Origin of the sequence: Serratia sp. L9, from assembly GCF_050632285.1 — a bacterium.
In the GTDB taxonomy this organism is placed as follows: domain Bacteria; phylum Pseudomonadota; class Gammaproteobacteria; order Enterobacterales; family Enterobacteriaceae; genus Chania.
The window spans coordinates 4,418,858-4,434,448 of the sequence record NZ_CP192591.1 but is presented as its reverse complement, the minus strand read 5'-3'; the positions used below and the strand labels follow the sequence as shown (position 1 = coordinate 4,434,448).

Here is a 15,591-nt window from a genome sequence, read left to right as displayed (position 1 = left end):
CGCAGCTGTTGGCCTGTGTTATCCAGAGTTAAGGTATGGGGTAAAGTATCGCTGGGTTTCAGGCTATGTTTAAGTACAAAGCGATTAGGTTAGCTGAGCAGAGGGAAAGTTTTTCCAGCCATTGGAAGTCGAATCGCCATAGGTCAAATAACCATTACCACGGGTAAACTCGCCAAGGTTACTTCCCGCCGGATTATAGCTATCCATGGCGATGCCAACTGCGGGTAAGTAGGTCTTCATGGCATGGCCATTATTGTCATATAGGAATATCAAGAATCCTCGCCCGGTACGCCCACCCCAGTGAGAGATTGGAGGGTTTTCTGGCATCTTAAGCCAGCTAAGTGAAAACGTACTTTTCCAGGTATTACTACTGGCTTTTGTCATGGTGCAGTTACTGATGCCACAAACCACCTTACTGTCAAAAATACCGATTTTAAAGGTAGAATTAGCGCTAATAGGCAGTAACATAAAGAAAATCAGAAGGTACCTCATGATGATCCCTCACAATGTCAGTCGTCTAGAAATTCAGTTTGTTGAGTAGCTGATAAAGCTCCAGGCGATTACGTAACCCCATTTTTTTCATTGCATTGCAACGCATCATGCTGATGGCTTTAGGGTTTAGCTGATAATTAGCCGCTATCCGATGGTCCTTCCAACCAAGCTTTATCAGCTTCAGTAGCCGGATCTCAGCCGCTGTTAATGAGCGGATAAATGTTGGTGGGGAAATCTGTTTCTCGGAGCCACCATTCAAATGCCGTTCAAGCGTATCCAGAGTGATATTCAGCGGATCGCAGCGATACAAAGCGTTGCCACGGCGTCGCAGAACTTCGGATGTGGGGCGCTGATAGATGTACAGCGTATTGGGGTTATTAAAAGCGCTTTGCCATTCTTCACGGCTGGAAAAGGCCGGCGTGCGGATCACCAGATGTGCTTTTCCGAGTAAACCGCCATCGTTGATCGCGACCCTACCTCCAGGAGAGAGGTACTGGTTTATAAGATGTTTTAATCCATTCGCATAAAAATGGTTTTGATCGAAAATAACAATATCCATAGCTATTCTTCCTTGCGTTGACCCGCACTGCAACCGCCAAAAGCGGGCAGCATGATTTGTCTTCCATAAAGATGCTGCGGTGGCCCCGGGTAGACGTTAATGTCCTCGGGTGAGCTGCCGTCGGCCTGTGTTGATTGGAGGGCTACGTGAATATTTCCGCTTGCAGTAAGGCGCATCGATGCATTCCGGCGAAATGTCGATTGCCGCCTCAATAAGACCGACTGGCAGAAAGATACAGATAAGAGAACCAGGCATGATTATCGAAGGCCGTTTCATTGCTTTGCCTTTGCAACAGGTTTGAAAGTAAGCTTTGGTTCCTCCTGATAAATACCAGTCATGGTCCTGTATTCCCCTTCAGGCGGCAGTGCACGGATATTTGGGTTGTAATCCCCAACGGTATCCTGTGATGGCTGCGCTACCGGCATGTTCTGGCATTTTACTTGTAGGCTCACCGACAGTGGGCAGGTCGCTACTCCTGCATTAGCCATCCCAACCAGAGCAGTAGTCTGGAAATGCAGTGTGGGCATTTGCGCATGGCGCAGAATCAGGGGGCATCCAGACTAACCTGGAATAGAACCCAATGGTTTGACCTCTTTTACGTCATACCAACTTGCACCATCAGGTTTGGAGACAAACAATGCGTGATTAATTTTAGCTGTAAGGTGAGTCGTTTTTGGTACCTGATTGCTTGGCCCTGCGTTAACCACTCCGGTAAGCATTAATAGACCTGCCCCTAAAAGCAGGGCACATGGATTAAGTTGCATAATATTTTCTCCGTTTAATAGGCGATTCATTAATAAAAAGAAAACTGGGTTATATTTTCAATCACGCAATGATGTATCGGAGATACAGATGGGTGATGGTTATTCTTCGTAAGTTAGTTATATGTTTATTTGTATATAATTGGCTAATACACAACCGGCTGTTTATTACCTGGTTGGTCAGCTAATTTCAGGCTTCCGCCAGATGCTGAGTATTTTAAACATAAATTGATCTTTATTGGTTAATTCAATGTGTTAATGCAAAAATTACAGGATATAGTCCTGTTGCTGGTTTTTTTGCAGATTAAACAAGTCGGAATGCAAAATACTGCAAATTAAAGATTTATCAACAGAGGCTATCTAAATTAAATTGCAAAAATAACCACTCATACTATGTTGTTAACGGTGGTTGGCTGATAGGCGGTTAGCGATTGCAAGCTGATAAAAATTATGTAATAAGAATTATGAGGACTTACCGGTAGTGATTCTCTCGGAGGTAAATAGACAGAATAAGTGATATTTTATCTGCGTTGTAGATTGGTAAAGCGACAAAGTCTACGGTGAAAAATTATGGAATATATTTTCAATGATTGCGTGATCTTTAAGGATAATGAGGGGTTGCGTTTTAAACAGCACGTTCAGGTTGCTGCCCCAATGTCTGTATTACAGGCAGGAATATTAGTCGAACTTATTAAGGTACAGGGTAAACCCGTACATCGAGATGATCTGCTAGAAAGCGTCTGGGAAAAAAATGGTTATCCTGCTTCCAATAATAGTCTGAATCATAACATTGGGTACTTACGTAAGGCTTTGAAACAATGTGGAATTAACGAGGCAATAATTACCGTTCATCGGGTAGGCTTTAAATTAAGCAAGGCAGTTGATGTTCAGGTTTTTTTCCGGAATTCGTATTACTTCACCAAAGTGACGATACTTGTAATAACACTGCTGAGCACTTTCCCTCCACCGTAAGTCTCAGGAGTTCCACGCCAGTGCAATCCCTGGGTAAACAATGGGTAAGTTTGTGCAACATGATGAAAAAAGAAATTCACCTTCTTGTTCTGTGCGTTGATGCCAACTGCTGTGATCCTGATAGTGACAGTTTTTTACGTCCTCAGACCTGCGGCGGAAGCTCAACACTATGTGGTGATGGAGGATAACTGTCAAACCCGCTCGGTTAACCACTTTGGCGATGAGCAGTAAAGATAAGCATCGGGTTAAAGCTGGTGACTTCTGCAGGAGTTTACCTCTCTGGTGGTTCTTCGGCCTCCGGTGCTTGAAACCAGGTTGTATTCGGTGAAAGCGTCATTTAGGTATTGATAATAAACCGAACCTGCTTTGTTGGCGGAGTATATCTATTCGGGGATGGCGGGGGATTGGTTAAAAATGAGGCCAGAGCTGGCTCTGGCCTTTCAGACGGTTAATCCAGTTTTGGGTGCTGGTCGATCAAAGTCTGTTTTTTCTTTTCTAACTCAGCGATTTGTTCGTTGATATCTTCAACTTTCTGTTCGATGTTATCGTAAGTTTCCTGCAATAATTCTTTGGCTTCTGAACGGTCTGAAGCGGCAGGGGTTGCACCGCGCAGGGGTTTATTGGCCGTTTCTTTCATGTACAAACCGGTGAACAGGCCAATCACTGCTACTACCATCAGATAGTAGGCAGGCATGTAAAGATTACCGGTGATTTCAACCAACCAAGCGGTCAGAGTTGGCGTTGCGCCAGCAACCAGCACGGAGATATTAAACGCAATGGCTAACGCGCTGTAACGAATATGCGTTGGGAACATGGCTGGCAGTGTCGAGGCCATCACCCCGATAAAAGCATTGAGCAGGACTGCCAATACCAGCAGGCCAACAAAGATCAGGCCAATAATGTTGCTGTTAATCAGCGCAAAGCTTGGGATGGCTAAAATCAGCAGGCCGATACTGCCACCAATGATGAAAGGTTTACGGCCAATGCGATCGCTGGTCAAGCCCACCAACGGTTGCACAAACAGCATACCGATCATGATAGCGATGATAATCAATACGCCGTGATCTTCGGAATAATGCAGATTATGTGACAGGTAGCTTGGCATGTAAGTCAGCAGCATATAATAGGTCACGTTGGTGGAGATAACGATGCCAACGCAAACCAGCAGGCTTCTCCAGTGCTTGGCGGCTATCTCTCTGAACGAAGTTTTTGGGGGATTCTCGATAGAAGCGCGATCGTCCTTTTCCATTTTATCCATATGCTGTTGGAACGCAGGGGTCTCTTCCAGCGCATGGCGCAGATACAGACCGATAACGCCCAGCGGGGCCGCCAGGAAGAACGGAATACGCCAGCCCCAGTCGAGGAAGTCGCTTTCGCCTACAATGCTTGAGATCAACACCACAACGCCCGCACCCAGGACAAACCCGGCGATAGAACCGAAATCAAGCCAACTGCCCATAAAACCGCGTTTACGATCTGGGGAGTATTCTGCTACGAAGATCGCAGCGCCAGAGTATTCCCCACCAACAGAGAAGCCCTGTGCCAGCTTGGCCAGCAACAGCAAGATGGGGGCCCAGATGCCGATGGAAGCATAAGAAGGGATCAGGCCGATACAGAAGGTGCTGATGGCCATAATGATGATGGTGACGGACAACACTTTCTGGCGCCCGAATTTATCTCCCATAGCACCAAAGAATACGCCACCCAGGGGGCGCACCAGGAAAGGAACCGAGAAAGTTGCCAGAGCGGCAATCATCTGCACGCCGGGAGAAGCGCCAGGGAAGAACACTTGGCCAAGTGCGTAGGCGACGAAGCCATAAACACCGAAATCAAACCATTCCATTGCGTTACCCAATGCGGCAGCAGTAATGGCCTTCTTCAGCTTGCTGTCATCAATGATAGTGATGTCGTTAATGTGTAGTGGTTTATGTTTTTTCTTTCTTAACTTCATAGAGTTATCCCGTGCAAATTGATCGTAGGTGGGTTTGTCATCCACTCTCAGTTTATAGTCGTTCAGATATCAGTAAGGCTAATGTCAGCCTATTTTGACCCGTCCTCCGCATACTGTTTATTGTGATTACTGTCACAATAAATAGGGGGTTTGACAAAAAAATATCATCAAAACGATTAGTTTTTCTTGTTACATAGCTTAGCGTTATCTGCCGTCTGGATCAAATTAGGTAGTAAATCTTATGAATTTATGGGGTTTTGGTGGCGACATGAGCTGAGAATAAGAACTATTCCAGAGCTTTGTGAAGAAAAATTTCGGCGGTAGGATTCAGTATTTTGAAAGGTGAAGGGATCGAGTCACCTGTTCATTTATAGAGCGGATCTATTGCGTACGTTATATCTATAAATACCCTCTCTATTCAGTAAAAAAGCCGCTTGTTCAGGGTTTACCTTCATAGCCATCCCAATAGGTGGCTACCGCATTTTCTAGCAGGATTTCGCGCTGTTTCTTTTGTGAATCAGCAGTGTATGCCCGATCAAACATAATGTATTTTTGCTCTGACTCCGGTAAAAAATCAGGATTGTGGAATTCCGCCACTCTTTGTTGTGCCTGTTCGCGAGTCAGGCCATCAATGCGATCTTTTTACCCGCCTGATAGAACTGCTCAAAGAAAGGAAGCGCGTTTTTAACCGATCGTGAAATATCGGTCTTGGTATTCGGATCGAAGTGTGCGTTTGCAAGTTGATAGGTTGCATGGCGAGCATGTTTTTCAACACTACTTTGTGATGAAGTGCAGGCGCTAAGCAAGAGTACGGCTAACAGAGGGAGGATGCGGTAACTTTCCATGACCTGTCTTTTCCTTTTTGTAGGTTATTTCATTCTCCAGAGGATGCTCCGTTATTCTATCATGTTGACAGAAGGGGAAAAGTGCTGTCACCCGAATTATCATTTTGCCTGTGTTGGTGCTGTCTGTTGTCAGCTATTGGCAACTGATTTGCATGGCAAGATCCTTTGCTAAACTAATAACAGGCAGAGAGGCTGCCGGGCAACAGGAGGTGGATATGTCGGATCCCGAACTGCTTCAGACGTTGTTGCAGCGTATTGCGGTGTTAGAGGCGAGAGAGCAATCCCTGACTGCCGCCTCAAATGCATACCAGGCGATTATTACCACCATTCTGGGGAATCTGGATAAGTCGATGCGCGATAATGTGATTTCAATGCTCGATCAGGCTCATGAGATTGCCTATGCCCGCGCAGCGCATCGTGGTAACGAAGTACAAAAAAACCAAATCAAGCAGGCGGATGATATTGCTCAAAGAATGTTTATGGTGGCGAAAGGCAAGGCCGTACAGCCTCGTTGAGCAACCTTTTCTCATCGTCTTACCCGTTATGGCGTTGTTATCTGTGCTTGAACAACTTTATTAAGTCAGGGGCTGAACGAGTTTACCGCTTAGCGGTGCTTTAAAGACATGGGGTATAACAGTTGGCGGTGAATAATGCAGGAATTGATCTACCTCAATAAATTGTACTTGTGGTAGTTTGAACTGAGATTACTGATAGTAGTGATGTACTCATGCATAAGGTTGTCGCAATGGATACGATTAAGAACATCTTGGTAAAAGAAATAGAGCAGATCAACCGGCAGGAGGGGCGTGATGGTAAGCCGCGGTTCAACAGTGAGTTTGCGCGTACGCATCGTTGGCTCTGCTTTGCCATGTTCGCTGGCTATTTCGCCGTGATTGCCGTGATGTATCCGGTCCCGTATATGGGGTTGTACTCATTCCTCGGTTTTACCGCTTTTGTGCTATTTATGTTCGCCATGCTGCTGATTGAGATTAAACCTGTCTATCGCTTTGAGGACATAGGCGTGTTGGATCTGCGGGTTTGCTACTACGGAGAGTGGTATTTTACCCGCGCGTTGTCGCCACAATCGGTGCAGGCATTGCTCAATGACTCGACTATCAGCGCGACATTTAAAAACCGAATGCAGGAAATCATCGCTAACAAGGGTGAGATTGATTTCTATGATGTTTATGACCTGGCTTATTCAAAAAAGCTGTATAGCGCTCAGGCACCCGTAGCGGTGCTGAACTGAAAGAGTTGCACCCGGACAAATGTTGATTATAATCCTCCGTCGATATAAGAATGTTCTGAGGTAATGGCAATGAGTGATGATATTTTCGATTTTGATATTGATGCTGAATTAGCGAAAGCGGAGCAAAATGCGGCATTGAAAGCCAAGGAAGTTGCTGAAATCATTGAAGACGAAGAAGATTGCGAAGGCTGTAAAATCTGATCGTTCATCCCAAAAAAACCGCTACTGCGGTTTTTTTGTGCTCTTGGGTCAAGCGTTGGCCATTTATCCCCCCGTACCGAGCTAATCGAGCACAAAACCCCATATCAATAACCCCGTCACGGTGACGAGGCAGAGCGCTGAAACGGTGAGCAGGATCTTCCCCAGTAAGTCTTTCTCTTGTTGCTGTTGTGTCACGTTTCATCACCCAATCAGTATTTTATGAATCAAGTCAGCGATCCCCAGATCAAGCATTGCCACGCTTAGAGTTATCATCGTCAAAATTGAAAAGAACTTCGCTTTGCTGTTCACGGGGATATCCAGTGGCTGATGTTCTGAAGGCGTACCCACCACTAAAGTTGTGGTGGGAAATGGCCAAAAATTGATAATTAATATCATTAAGAGTTTTCCTCGCCGGATAAGTTCCCGCGAAGAGGGAGGATTAGTACCAATGTTGAGGGTTAGTCAGTGACGATTTTTACACCGATCTTGCTGATTTGATTAGCCTCCATTTCTGCAATGGTCCAGGTTAACCCGTCCCATTCTATCTGATCGCCTACCACGGCTTCACCACCAATCAACGTGGTCACAAACTGGCCTAACGTTTGCTGATCGTCTACGCCTTCCTGAAGGTTAAGACCATAAACCTGTGAGATATCGCTCAGACGGGCATCGGATTGCAGAATGAAGTCACCAAAGAAACGTTCATCCAGAGTAACTGCAGGAGCTTGGCTAAACAGTTTGCCCAGCGCAGGCAAGTTGTGCTCGTGGCCGATGACACAAAGGATATCGCCTTCCAGCAAGCGGGTACTGCCGCTTGGGTGTAATAATTCATTGCCACGGAACAACGCTGCAATGTGTGTTCCTTTGGGCATTTTAAGCTCTCGCAGCGCTGCGCCTACACACCAGTTTTCTGCGGTCAGTTGGTAGACAAACTGTTCCCATTGGTTTTCCTGATTAATATCCAGCCCCACGCGCGATATCGGGGTCAATGCAGGAGGAACCACAACTTTCGCTTTTCTTGCAGCGAAAGAGAGTGTCGTACCTTGCAGCAGTAGCGAGACTAACACCACAAAGAAGGCAACGTTAAAGAAAAGATGGGCATTGGGTAGCCCGGCCATCATAGGGAAAACAGCCAGGATCACCGGCACGGCGCCACGTAAGCCGACCCAGGAGATAAACACCCGTTCACGCAGACTGAAATTACGGAAGGGCAGTAAACCGGCAAATACCGAGATCGGGCGGGCAAACAGGATCATCCACAGAGAAAGCAGCAGGGCAGGGATGGCAATTGGCAACAGGTCGTGAGGGTTAAGCAAGAGCCCTAATACCAGGAACATGCCGATCTGGCTGAGCCAGGCGAGGCCGTCAAAGGTTTGCACAATGCCGTGGTAGTTGCGAATAGGGCGGTTGCCCAGCAGTAAGCCACAAAGATAAACTGCCAAAATACCGCTGCCATCCAGTGCGGTGGTCAACGCGAAGATCAGGATACCCCCGCTTACGGCCAGTAGCGGATACAATCCTTCTGCCAGTTTGATGTGATTGATTAACATCAGCAGCAACCAACCGCCACCTAAACCCAACATAATCCCTATGCCGAATTGTTGCAGCAGATGGATCAGGAACATCCAGCTTACAGAGGTTTCCCCGGCGGAAATCATGGCAATCAGCGTGATGGTTAAAAACACCGCCATGGGGTCGTTACTGCCGGATTCAATTTCCAGCGTGGCGCTGACACGTTCGTTTAGCCCTTTGCCACCCAGCAGTGAGAATACGGCTGCCGCATCGGTCGAACCAATGATGGCGCCAATCAATAACCCTTGGATCAGATCAAGGTTAAACAACCAGGCGGCGGCCAAGCCGGTCAACCCGGCGGTGATCAGCACGCCAAGGGTCGCCAAAGAGAGGGCGGGCCAAAGTGCAACACGAAACGAACTGGCGCGTGTGCGCATTCCGCCATCGAGCAGGATCACGGCCAGTGCCAGGTTGCTTACCAGGTAGGCCACAGGATAGTTGTCAAAAGCGATACCGCCTGGGCCATCGACACCCGCCAGCATGCCTATCGCCAGAAAAATCACCAGAATGGGAATACCTAAACGCGAAGAGAAAGAACTGAGGAGAATGCTCGCCCCCACCAACACGGCACCGATGATGAACAAGCTGTTGATCGTGCTGGCATCCAAAATAACGTTCTCCTGCGAAGTGAACCAAAAGGCGGGGTGTCGGGCTTATGATAGCCTGTTTTTCCTGTAAAACGCCAAGATTGATTGCCAAAAGAATGCAGCTATTTTGCCTCTTGACGGGAGTTTTACACAAAATGAGGGAAACTGGAGGATTTCCTGATTTTTTGTCTATTTATCAGGCTATTGATATTTTAGTAAGACAATAACCACCTAATATGTAGTGAAAAACCATTAAGCCTCAGCGGAGACTTAATGGTTTGCCGGCGGGGATTAATGATCGAGCGACTGCAGGGCGCGCCTGATTAACTCGGCAGACAGTTTCCTTTCTGCTTCTGAGATCCCGTCGAGATTCAGATTGGAAAGCTCGGTCACCAAAATGCTGCGATCTTTACCACTGATTGAGGTATCCAATGCAGACAACAGCCTGCTCAGGATTTTCAGTAGCGTGGCGTTTTCCGCTACGGCTTCGGTTGCCGGGGTGGCTTTATCAGTCATTAAAAATCCTCTCTGTCGTGACGGAAGGGAACTGTTGCTGGTAGATCGCGACGCTCCCTTAGGGTTCATGAGCCCAATCGCTACCGTAAGGCAGGATGTGGATTTTCTCTTATGCACAGCAGTTATAACAACGCATTGCATTATGCACCAGCACCAATTTGCATCAACTCGCCAGAGTGAGCAGTGCAATGCGTGCGTTTGCCACCGAACTGATAAATTATATGCCTTCTGTGCCGGAATGAAGGCGTCATTGTGTTTTACCAGAGAACAGGAAACGTAACAGTGGGATACGCTTGTGCAGTTCATACAGCAGGAAAGCGCAAGTGCAGACAAACAGCAGGCCAACCACAAAGCCCAGCAGGTTGTTGTCGATCAGTGGGGTGACGAATGCGCCGTATACCAGCGTTAACGGGTGATGTACCAGATAGATAAACAGCGATGCATTGACCAGATAGGTAATGCGCGGTGAATGGTAGTTGAGCAGCCTATAGCCTAACGAAAACACCACGTTGGTCATCAGGATGCCGAGCAGGGTTTTGATCAGCACTTCCAGCTCAAACATATAGCTGCTATGTGCCATAAGTTTCTGGTTCAGCATATAGGCGATTAACAATAGCAGCGAACCGATCACCGCAGGCCAGGATGGCTTAAGGAAAATCTCTTTCAACCACACATACTTAAAGGCATAGGCACCAAGAATGAAGAATGGCAGATAGAACAGGGTTTCCATTACCACGAAATTAAATAGGCCATTGGAGAGTAACGGGGGGCGAAGATTAAAATAATACGGTGAACAAGGCTGTAGATAAACGCATAAAATAAAAATAACAATGAGATGTTACCTAAACTTGTCATTTTATTTATTGGGCTGGGTGCCATCGGTTTTTTTCTTGCCTTGATTTTTCTGAAAAAATAAAAACAGGCGCAGGTCAACAGAGATAATGTTAATAAAAACCACAAATGGGAGACTAACTCCCAGACGGCAATATTCATTTTTTGATAAAGGCTAAAATTTTGCCAACCGTTTAATTTATTGGTGAAGTTTTTCAATAAAAAGAACTGCGGCAGGGTGATCAGCGCCAAGGAGCTAAGCAAGGGAATAGCAACCCTTTCCAGGCGCACCTTCAGCCAGCGGTGACGTTCATAACGCGCGTATAGCATGTAAGAAAAGTAGCCGGAAATGAGGAAGAATACCTGCATGCGGAAGGCATGAATAAAGTCGTTCAGTACCGTCAGTGAAAATGAAGGCGTAGGGCTGTTAACCGCCCAGGAGTGGCTTGAGTAAATCAGAGAAAGATGAAAAGGAATACCGAGCAACATCAAATAGGCTCGGATCGAATCAAGGAAAAACTCGCGCTGATGAGTACCGTTAGTCATAGTTTACCGCTGGTCGTTGTATCGGGGGCATATACCGTTGTCTTTCAAGCCGCCGCGTGGTTACCTGTACTTGCCACCCCTTAAGTCTTTGCCAGGGAATGAACAGGTTGATTGCCTGGCTGTAACTTGAAATTCACTGGGTATAGATAACCCGCTTAATAAGTCGGCAATGAAAAAATTGCAATTGGAAACCCTACTATAGCGCTATACATTTTTCCATAGCGTCTTGTGGTGCTGCTTGCTACGCTGATGTTTAACAACTGCTTAAACTCTGTGCCATAAACATGAACCATTGATTTATCATGTTGTCGGAAAGCTGAGGAATCCATTAATATGGATTTTGAATAATTGAGCTCTCGAATAGGGGGGATGTGTTAGTTAATATATTATCCAAAACACCACGCGCCATGAGCGTTCGTTGGTTAAGTGCTACCGTTTTGTTCACGTTGTTTACTTCGCAGGCATGGGCCTTTTCCATTGACGATGTGGCCAAGCAGGCACAAGATCTGGCGGGAAAAAGTTTTACAGCCCCGAAAAGCAACCTTCCTTCTCAGTTGCGCGAAATGAAGTTCGCCGACTATCAGCAGATTCAGTTCAATCACGATAAAGCCATTTGGAACAAGCTGAAAACCCCTTTCAAGCTGGAGTTTTATCATCAAGGGATGTACTTCGACACGCCGGTCACGATCAACGAAGTGAGGGCTACCAGTGTCAAAGAAATCAAATATAGCCCAGACTTCTTTAACTTTGGCTCCGTCAAACACGATCCGGATTCGGTAAAGAACCTTGGTTTTGCCGGCTTCAAAGTGCTTTATCCGGTAAACAGTGCGGATAAGAACGACGAAATTATGAGCATGCTGGGCGCAAGCTATTTCCGTGTGGTAGGCAAAGGGCAGGTTTACGGGCTTTCCGCTCGGGGGCTGGCTATCGATACCGCATTACCGTCCGGTGAAGAATTCCCGCGCTTTCGCGAATTCTGGATCGAACGCCCCAAGCAGGGTGACAAACATGTAGTCATTTATGCGTTGCTGGACTCACCGCGTGCCACGGGTGCCTATCGCTTTGTGGTTTACCCTGGCCGCGATACCACCGTAGATGTGGAATCAAAAGTGTTCCTGCGCGATAAAGTCGGCAAGCTGGGTATGGCACCGTTGACCAGCATGTTCCTGTTTGGTCCGAGCCAGCCTTCCCCTACGCTGAACTACCGCCCGGCGCTGCACGATTCCAACGGCCTGTCGATTCATGCCGGTAACGGCGAATGGATCTGGCGCCCACTGAACAATCCGAAGCACCTTTCTGTCAGCACTTACACCATCGAAAATCCGAAAGGTTTTGGCCTATTGCAGCGTGGTCGTGATTTCCGCGATTACCAGGATCTGGACGACCGTTATGATCTGCGCCCAAGCGCCTGGGTGGAACCTCGTGGCGATTGGGGCAAAGGCAAGGTGGAGTTGGTGGAGATCCCGACCGCGGATGAAACCAACGATAACATCGTGGCGTTCTGGACGCCGGATGTGCTGCCAGATGCAAAAACGCCATTGGCACTGAATTACCGCCTGCACTTTACCCGCGACGAAGACAAACTGTATGCGGCAGATGTTGCCTACGTCGGTAAGACCATGCGTTCCACTGGTGATGTCAAGCAATCAAACCTGATCCGCGAACCGGACGGCAGCGTGGCATTCCTGGTTGATTTCGTCGGCCCGGTACTGAAAGCGCTAGACGGCAAAACACCGGTTGCTGCGCAGATCAGCGTAGGTGATAACGGTGAAATGGTGGAAAACAGTGTTCGCTATAACCCGGTGACCAAAGGCTGGCGTTTGACAGTACGTTTAAAAGTGAAAGACGAGAAACAACCGGTAGAAATGCGCGCAGCGCTGGTCAATGGTGACAAGACCCTGTCAGAAACCTGGAGCTATCAGCTACCTGCCAATGAATAAGCCTACTCAAACTGCCCAGGATTATCTTGCGGCAATGCCCCTGAGCGATGAGCGGTCAGGGGTGCTCAACCAGCAATTGACCGCGGGTGAACCCCCGGCACTGGCGGTTTTACATCGTCAGATGGGGGCCTCTGATGCCAATGTGGCAACGTTGTCTGATGATGATGTGGCGCTGGCCTCGGTCAAGGCCCGTATTTCCCAAGCCTGGCCGGAAGCCGTCAGCGAAGAACATTTTGACTGCGATCCCGAAGGGCGCACCATTCTTAAGGCCACGCCGCCGGTAAAACGTACCACGATGTTCCCTGAAGCGTGGCGCACCAACCCGGTAGGGCGTTTTTGGGATTCCCTGCTAGGGCGCAAGGCGCATAATCGCCACGCCAGCAAAGAAGAAGCCGAAGCGGAAAATCGCTGGCGCCTGGTGGGTTCAATGCGTCGTTATGTGCTGTTGGTGTTGATGCTGGTACAAACCGGTATTGCCACCTGGTACATGAAAACCATTCTGCCTTACCAGGGCTGGGCGCTGATCGATCCTATCGCCATGTGGGATCAGGATCTGATGCAGTCGGTAATGCAAATATTGCCTTATCTGTTGCAGACCGGGATCTTGATCCTGTTCGCCATTCTGTTCTGCTGGGTCTCCGCCGGGTTCTGGACGGCGCTGATGGGATTCTTGCAGTTGCTGATTGGTAAAGACAAATACAGCATCTCTTCGACCATCAAGGGCGATGAACCGATCAACCCGGCACATCGCACCGCGTTGATCATGCCAATCTGTAACGAAGACGTTGAGCGAGTGTTTGCTGGTCTTCGGGCCACTTATGAATCGGTTGCAGCCACCGGCCAGCTTGAGCATTTCGATATTTATGTGCTGAGTGACAGTTACGATCCGGATATCTGCGTCGCCGAGCAGAAAGCCTGGCTGGAGTTATGCCGCGATGTCGATGGCCACGGGCGTATTTTCTATCGCCGCCGCCGTCGCCGCGTAAAACGCAAGAGCGGCAACATCGACGATTTCTGCCGTCGCTGGGGCGGCGAGTACAGCTACATGGTTATTCTGGATGCGGACAGCGTAATGAGCGGTGAGTGCCTTACCGGCCTGGTGCGCCTGATGGAGGCCAATCCCAACGCCGGTATCATCCAGTCTGCGCCAAAGGCCTCTGGCATGGATACGCTATATGCCCGCGTGCAGCAGTTTGCCACGCGAGTTTATGGCCCGCTGTTTACCGCCGGTCTGCATTTCTGGCAGTTGGGTGAATCCCACTACTGGGGCCATAACGCCATTATCCGGGTGAAACCTTTTATTGAGCACTGTGCGTTGGCACCGTTGCCAGGTGAAGGCTCTTTTGCGGGGTCCATTCTCTCTCATGATTTCGTGGAAGCCGCGCTGATGCGCCGTGCGGGTTGGGGCGTGTGGATTGCCTACGATCTGCCGGGCAGTTATGAGGAGTTACCACCGAACCTGTTGGACGAGTTGAAGCGTGACCGCCGCTGGTGTCATGGCAACCTGATGAATTTCCGGTTGTTCCTGGTAAAAGGTATGCACCCGGTACACCGGGCGGTATTCCTTACCGGCGTAATGTCTTATCTGTCTGCACCGCTGTGGTTTATGTTCCTGGCGTTATCCACCGCGTTACAGGTGGTTCATACGCTGATGGAACCACAGTACTTCCTGCAGCCGCGCCAATTGTTCCCGGTCTGGCCACAGTGGCGGCCTGAACTGGCCATTGCGCTGTTCTCCACTACATTGGTGCTGTTGTTCCTGCCAAAATTGCTGAGCATCGTGCTGATTTGGGCCAAAGGGGCGAAGCAGTACGGCGGGGCATTGCGGCTGTTGATCTCCATGCTGATGGAAGTGCTGTTCTCGGTGCTGTTGGCTCCGGTACGCATGCTGTTCCATACCGTGTTTGTGGTCAGTGCTTTCCTCGGCTGGGAAGTGGTGTGGAATTCACCGCAGCGCGATGATGATGACACCCCCTGGGGCGAAGCGTTCAAACGCCATGGCTCACAAATGCTGTTGGGGCTGGTCTGGGCAGGCGGTGTGGCATGGTTGGATCTTCGTTTCCTGTGGTGGCTTTCACCGATTGTGTTCTCGCTGATCCTGTCGCCGTTTGTCTCAGTGCTGTCGAGCCGTGCAACGCTGGGCATGAAGAGCAAACGTGCCAAATTGTTCCTGATCCCAGAAGAGTATCAACCACCTCGTGAGTTGGTTGCTACGCAGACCTATCTGCAGCTTAACCGTCAACGTGCGTTGAGCAACGGCTTTATGCACGCCGTGGTAAACCCTTCTTACAATGCTCTGGCGGCAGCGCTGGCAACGGCACGCCACCATCTGCGCCCCCTTATCGAGCGGGCGCGTGAAGAGCGGGTAAACGAGGCGCTGGAGGTAGGGCCAGGGAAGTTAACCAAGGCTAAACGCCTTGAACTGCTGAGCGACCCGGTAGCGCTGTCGAGATTGCATCATCGTATTTGGCTGTTACCGCAGGGCGAAGCCTGGCGCGAAGATTACCGGCGACTGCCGCATAATGCGCAGGCTCACCCCACCGGTCAACGCTAACTGGCTTATACAGGG

The 15,591-nt window shown here is 48.8% G+C and carries 13 protein-coding genes and 2 pseudogenes; 6 read left to right on the top strand and 9 right to left on the bottom strand.

Translation table 11 applies throughout. From position 1 onward, the window contains the following. Nucleotides 1–84 precede the first annotated feature (84 nt). The 3 genes from ACQ86O_RS21125 to ACQ86O_RS21115 all read right to left on the bottom strand — a co-directional run bounded on the left by ACQ86O_RS21125 (nucleotide 85) and on the right by ACQ86O_RS21115 (nucleotide 1,815). On the bottom strand, nucleotides 85–492 hold the full coding sequence (locus tag ACQ86O_RS21125) for a hypothetical protein (RefSeq protein WP_431222726.1): 408 nt from the start codon (nucleotides 490–492) through the stop codon (nucleotides 85–87). A 25-nt stretch (nucleotides 493–517) separates the two neighbouring features. Beyond that, nucleotides 518–1,051 carry a LuxR C-terminal-related transcriptional regulator gene (locus ACQ86O_RS21120; RefSeq protein WP_431222725.1) on the bottom strand — a complete coding sequence of 178 codons (534 nt, stop codon included), beginning with the start codon at nucleotides 1,049–1,051 and terminating at the stop codon, nucleotides 518–520. Between the two features lie 560 nt (nucleotides 1,052–1,611). Then, on the bottom strand, nucleotides 1,612–1,815 hold the full coding sequence (locus ACQ86O_RS21115; protein WP_431222724.1) for a hypothetical protein: 204 nt from the start codon (nucleotides 1,813–1,815) through the stop codon (nucleotides 1,612–1,614). 567 nt (nucleotides 1,816–2,382) lie between these two features. Between ACQ86O_RS21115 and ACQ86O_RS21110 the strand changes: the two genes are divergently transcribed. After that, nucleotides 2,383–2,784: a winged helix-turn-helix domain-containing protein gene (locus tag ACQ86O_RS21110; protein WP_431222723.1), complete on the top strand. Its 402-nt coding sequence runs from the start codon at nucleotides 2,383–2,385 to the stop codon at nucleotides 2,782–2,784. A gap of 448 nt (nucleotides 2,785–3,232) precedes the next feature. On the opposite strand, the gene proP is transcribed toward ACQ86O_RS21110, so the two are convergent. Then, nucleotides 3,233–4,735 (bottom strand): glycine betaine/L-proline transporter ProP, encoded by a 1,503-nt coding sequence (proP, locus tag ACQ86O_RS21105; protein ID WP_431222722.1) that lies wholly within the window; start codon nucleotides 4,733–4,735, stop codon nucleotides 3,233–3,235. Between the two features lie 438 nt (nucleotides 4,736–5,173). After that, nucleotides 5,174–5,580 (bottom strand): annotated as a pseudogene (locus tag ACQ86O_RS21100) (Exc2 family lipoprotein). A gap of 215 nt (nucleotides 5,581–5,795) precedes the next feature. On the opposite strand from ACQ86O_RS21100, the gene ACQ86O_RS21095 reads away from it, so the two are divergent. The 3 genes from ACQ86O_RS21095 (at nucleotide 5,796) to ACQ86O_RS21085 (ending at nucleotide 7,030) form a co-directional block, all read left to right on the top strand. After that, entirely contained in the window at nucleotides 5,796–6,095 is a 300-nt protein-coding gene (locus tag ACQ86O_RS21095; protein WP_431222721.1) for a hypothetical protein, read from the top strand. A gap of 230 nt (nucleotides 6,096–6,325) precedes the next feature. Continuing rightward, nucleotides 6,326–6,829: a YlaC family protein gene (locus tag ACQ86O_RS21090; protein ID WP_431222720.1), complete on the top strand. Its 504-nt coding sequence runs from the start codon at nucleotides 6,326–6,328 to the stop codon at nucleotides 6,827–6,829. Nucleotides 6,830–6,898: 69 nt separating this feature from the next. Beyond that, nucleotides 6,899–7,030 (top strand): hypothetical protein, encoded by a 132-nt coding sequence (locus ACQ86O_RS21085; RefSeq protein ID WP_431222719.1) that lies wholly within the window; start codon nucleotides 6,899–6,901, stop codon nucleotides 7,028–7,030. Between the two features lie 201 nt (nucleotides 7,031–7,231). Here the strand turns inward: ACQ86O_RS21085 and ACQ86O_RS21080 are convergent, their stop codons facing one another. From ACQ86O_RS21080 to mdoC, 4 genes and pseudogenes are all read right to left on the bottom strand, one after another. Beyond that, on the bottom strand, nucleotides 7,232–7,426 hold the full coding sequence (locus ACQ86O_RS21080) for a hypothetical protein (protein WP_431222718.1): 195 nt from the start codon (nucleotides 7,424–7,426) through the stop codon (nucleotides 7,232–7,234). Nucleotides 7,427–7,488: 62 nt separating this feature from the next. Continuing rightward, on the bottom strand, nucleotides 7,489–9,210 hold the full coding sequence (locus ACQ86O_RS21075; protein WP_431222717.1) for a potassium/proton antiporter: 1,722 nt from the start codon (nucleotides 9,208–9,210) through the stop codon (nucleotides 7,489–7,491). Between the two features lie 270 nt (nucleotides 9,211–9,480). Continuing rightward, complete coding sequence (locus tag ACQ86O_RS21070; RefSeq protein ID WP_431222716.1) at nucleotides 9,481–9,705, bottom strand: hypothetical protein; 225 nt, start codon at nucleotides 9,703–9,705, stop codon at nucleotides 9,481–9,483. Between the two features lie 247 nt (nucleotides 9,706–9,952). Continuing rightward, nucleotides 9,953–11,082 (bottom strand): annotated as a pseudogene (gene mdoC / locus ACQ86O_RS21065) (glucans biosynthesis protein MdoC). Nucleotides 11,083–11,489: 407 nt separating this feature from the next. Between mdoC and ACQ86O_RS21060 the strand changes: the two are divergent. Next, nucleotides 11,490–13,022, top strand: a complete 1,533-nt coding sequence (locus tag ACQ86O_RS21060) for a glucan biosynthesis protein G (RefSeq protein WP_431225791.1) — start codon at nucleotides 11,490–11,492, stop codon at nucleotides 13,020–13,022. Further along, complete coding sequence (mdoH, locus tag ACQ86O_RS21055; RefSeq protein ID WP_431222715.1) at nucleotides 13,015–15,576, top strand: glucans biosynthesis glucosyltransferase MdoH; 2,562 nt, start codon at nucleotides 13,015–13,017, stop codon at nucleotides 15,574–15,576. Before ACQ86O_RS21060 ends, mdoH begins: the two co-directional genes overlap by 8 nt. The last annotated feature ends 15 nt before the right edge of the window (nucleotides 15,577–15,591 follow it).

Coding starts and splice junctions, on each gene's coding strand:
- ACQ86O_RS21125 (WP_431222726.1), bottom strand. CDS start 492: ATGAGGTACCTTCTGATTTTCTTTATGTTACTGCCTATTAGCGCTAAT.
- ACQ86O_RS21120 (WP_431222725.1), bottom strand. CDS start 1,051: ATGGATATTGTTATTTTCGATCAAAACCATTTTTATGCGAATGGATTA.
- ACQ86O_RS21115 (WP_431222724.1), bottom strand. CDS start 1,815: ATGCAACTTAATCCATGTGCCCTGCTTTTAGGGGCAGGTCTATTAATG.
- ACQ86O_RS21110 (WP_431222723.1), top strand. CDS start 2,383: ATGGAATATATTTTCAATGATTGCGTGATCTTTAAGGATAATGAGGGG.
- proP (WP_431222722.1), bottom strand. CDS start 4,735: ATGAAGTTAAGAAAGAAAAAACATAAACCACTACACATTAACGACATC.
- ACQ86O_RS21095 (WP_431222721.1), top strand. CDS start 5,796: ATGTCGGATCCCGAACTGCTTCAGACGTTGTTGCAGCGTATTGCGGTG.
- ACQ86O_RS21090 (WP_431222720.1), top strand. CDS start 6,326: ATGGATACGATTAAGAACATCTTGGTAAAAGAAATAGAGCAGATCAAC.
- ACQ86O_RS21085 (WP_431222719.1), top strand. CDS start 6,899: ATGAGTGATGATATTTTCGATTTTGATATTGATGCTGAATTAGCGAAA.
- ACQ86O_RS21080 (WP_431222718.1), bottom strand. CDS start 7,426: ATGATATTAATTATCAATTTTTGGCCATTTCCCACCACAACTTTAGTG.
- ACQ86O_RS21070 (WP_431222716.1), bottom strand. CDS start 9,705: ATGACTGATAAAGCCACCCCGGCAACCGAAGCCGTAGCGGAAAACGCC.
- ACQ86O_RS21060 (WP_431225791.1), top strand. CDS start 11,490: ATGAGCGTTCGTTGGTTAAGTGCTACCGTTTTGTTCACGTTGTTTACT.
- mdoH (WP_431222715.1), top strand. CDS start 13,015: ATGAATAAGCCTACTCAAACTGCCCAGGATTATCTTGCGGCAATGCCC.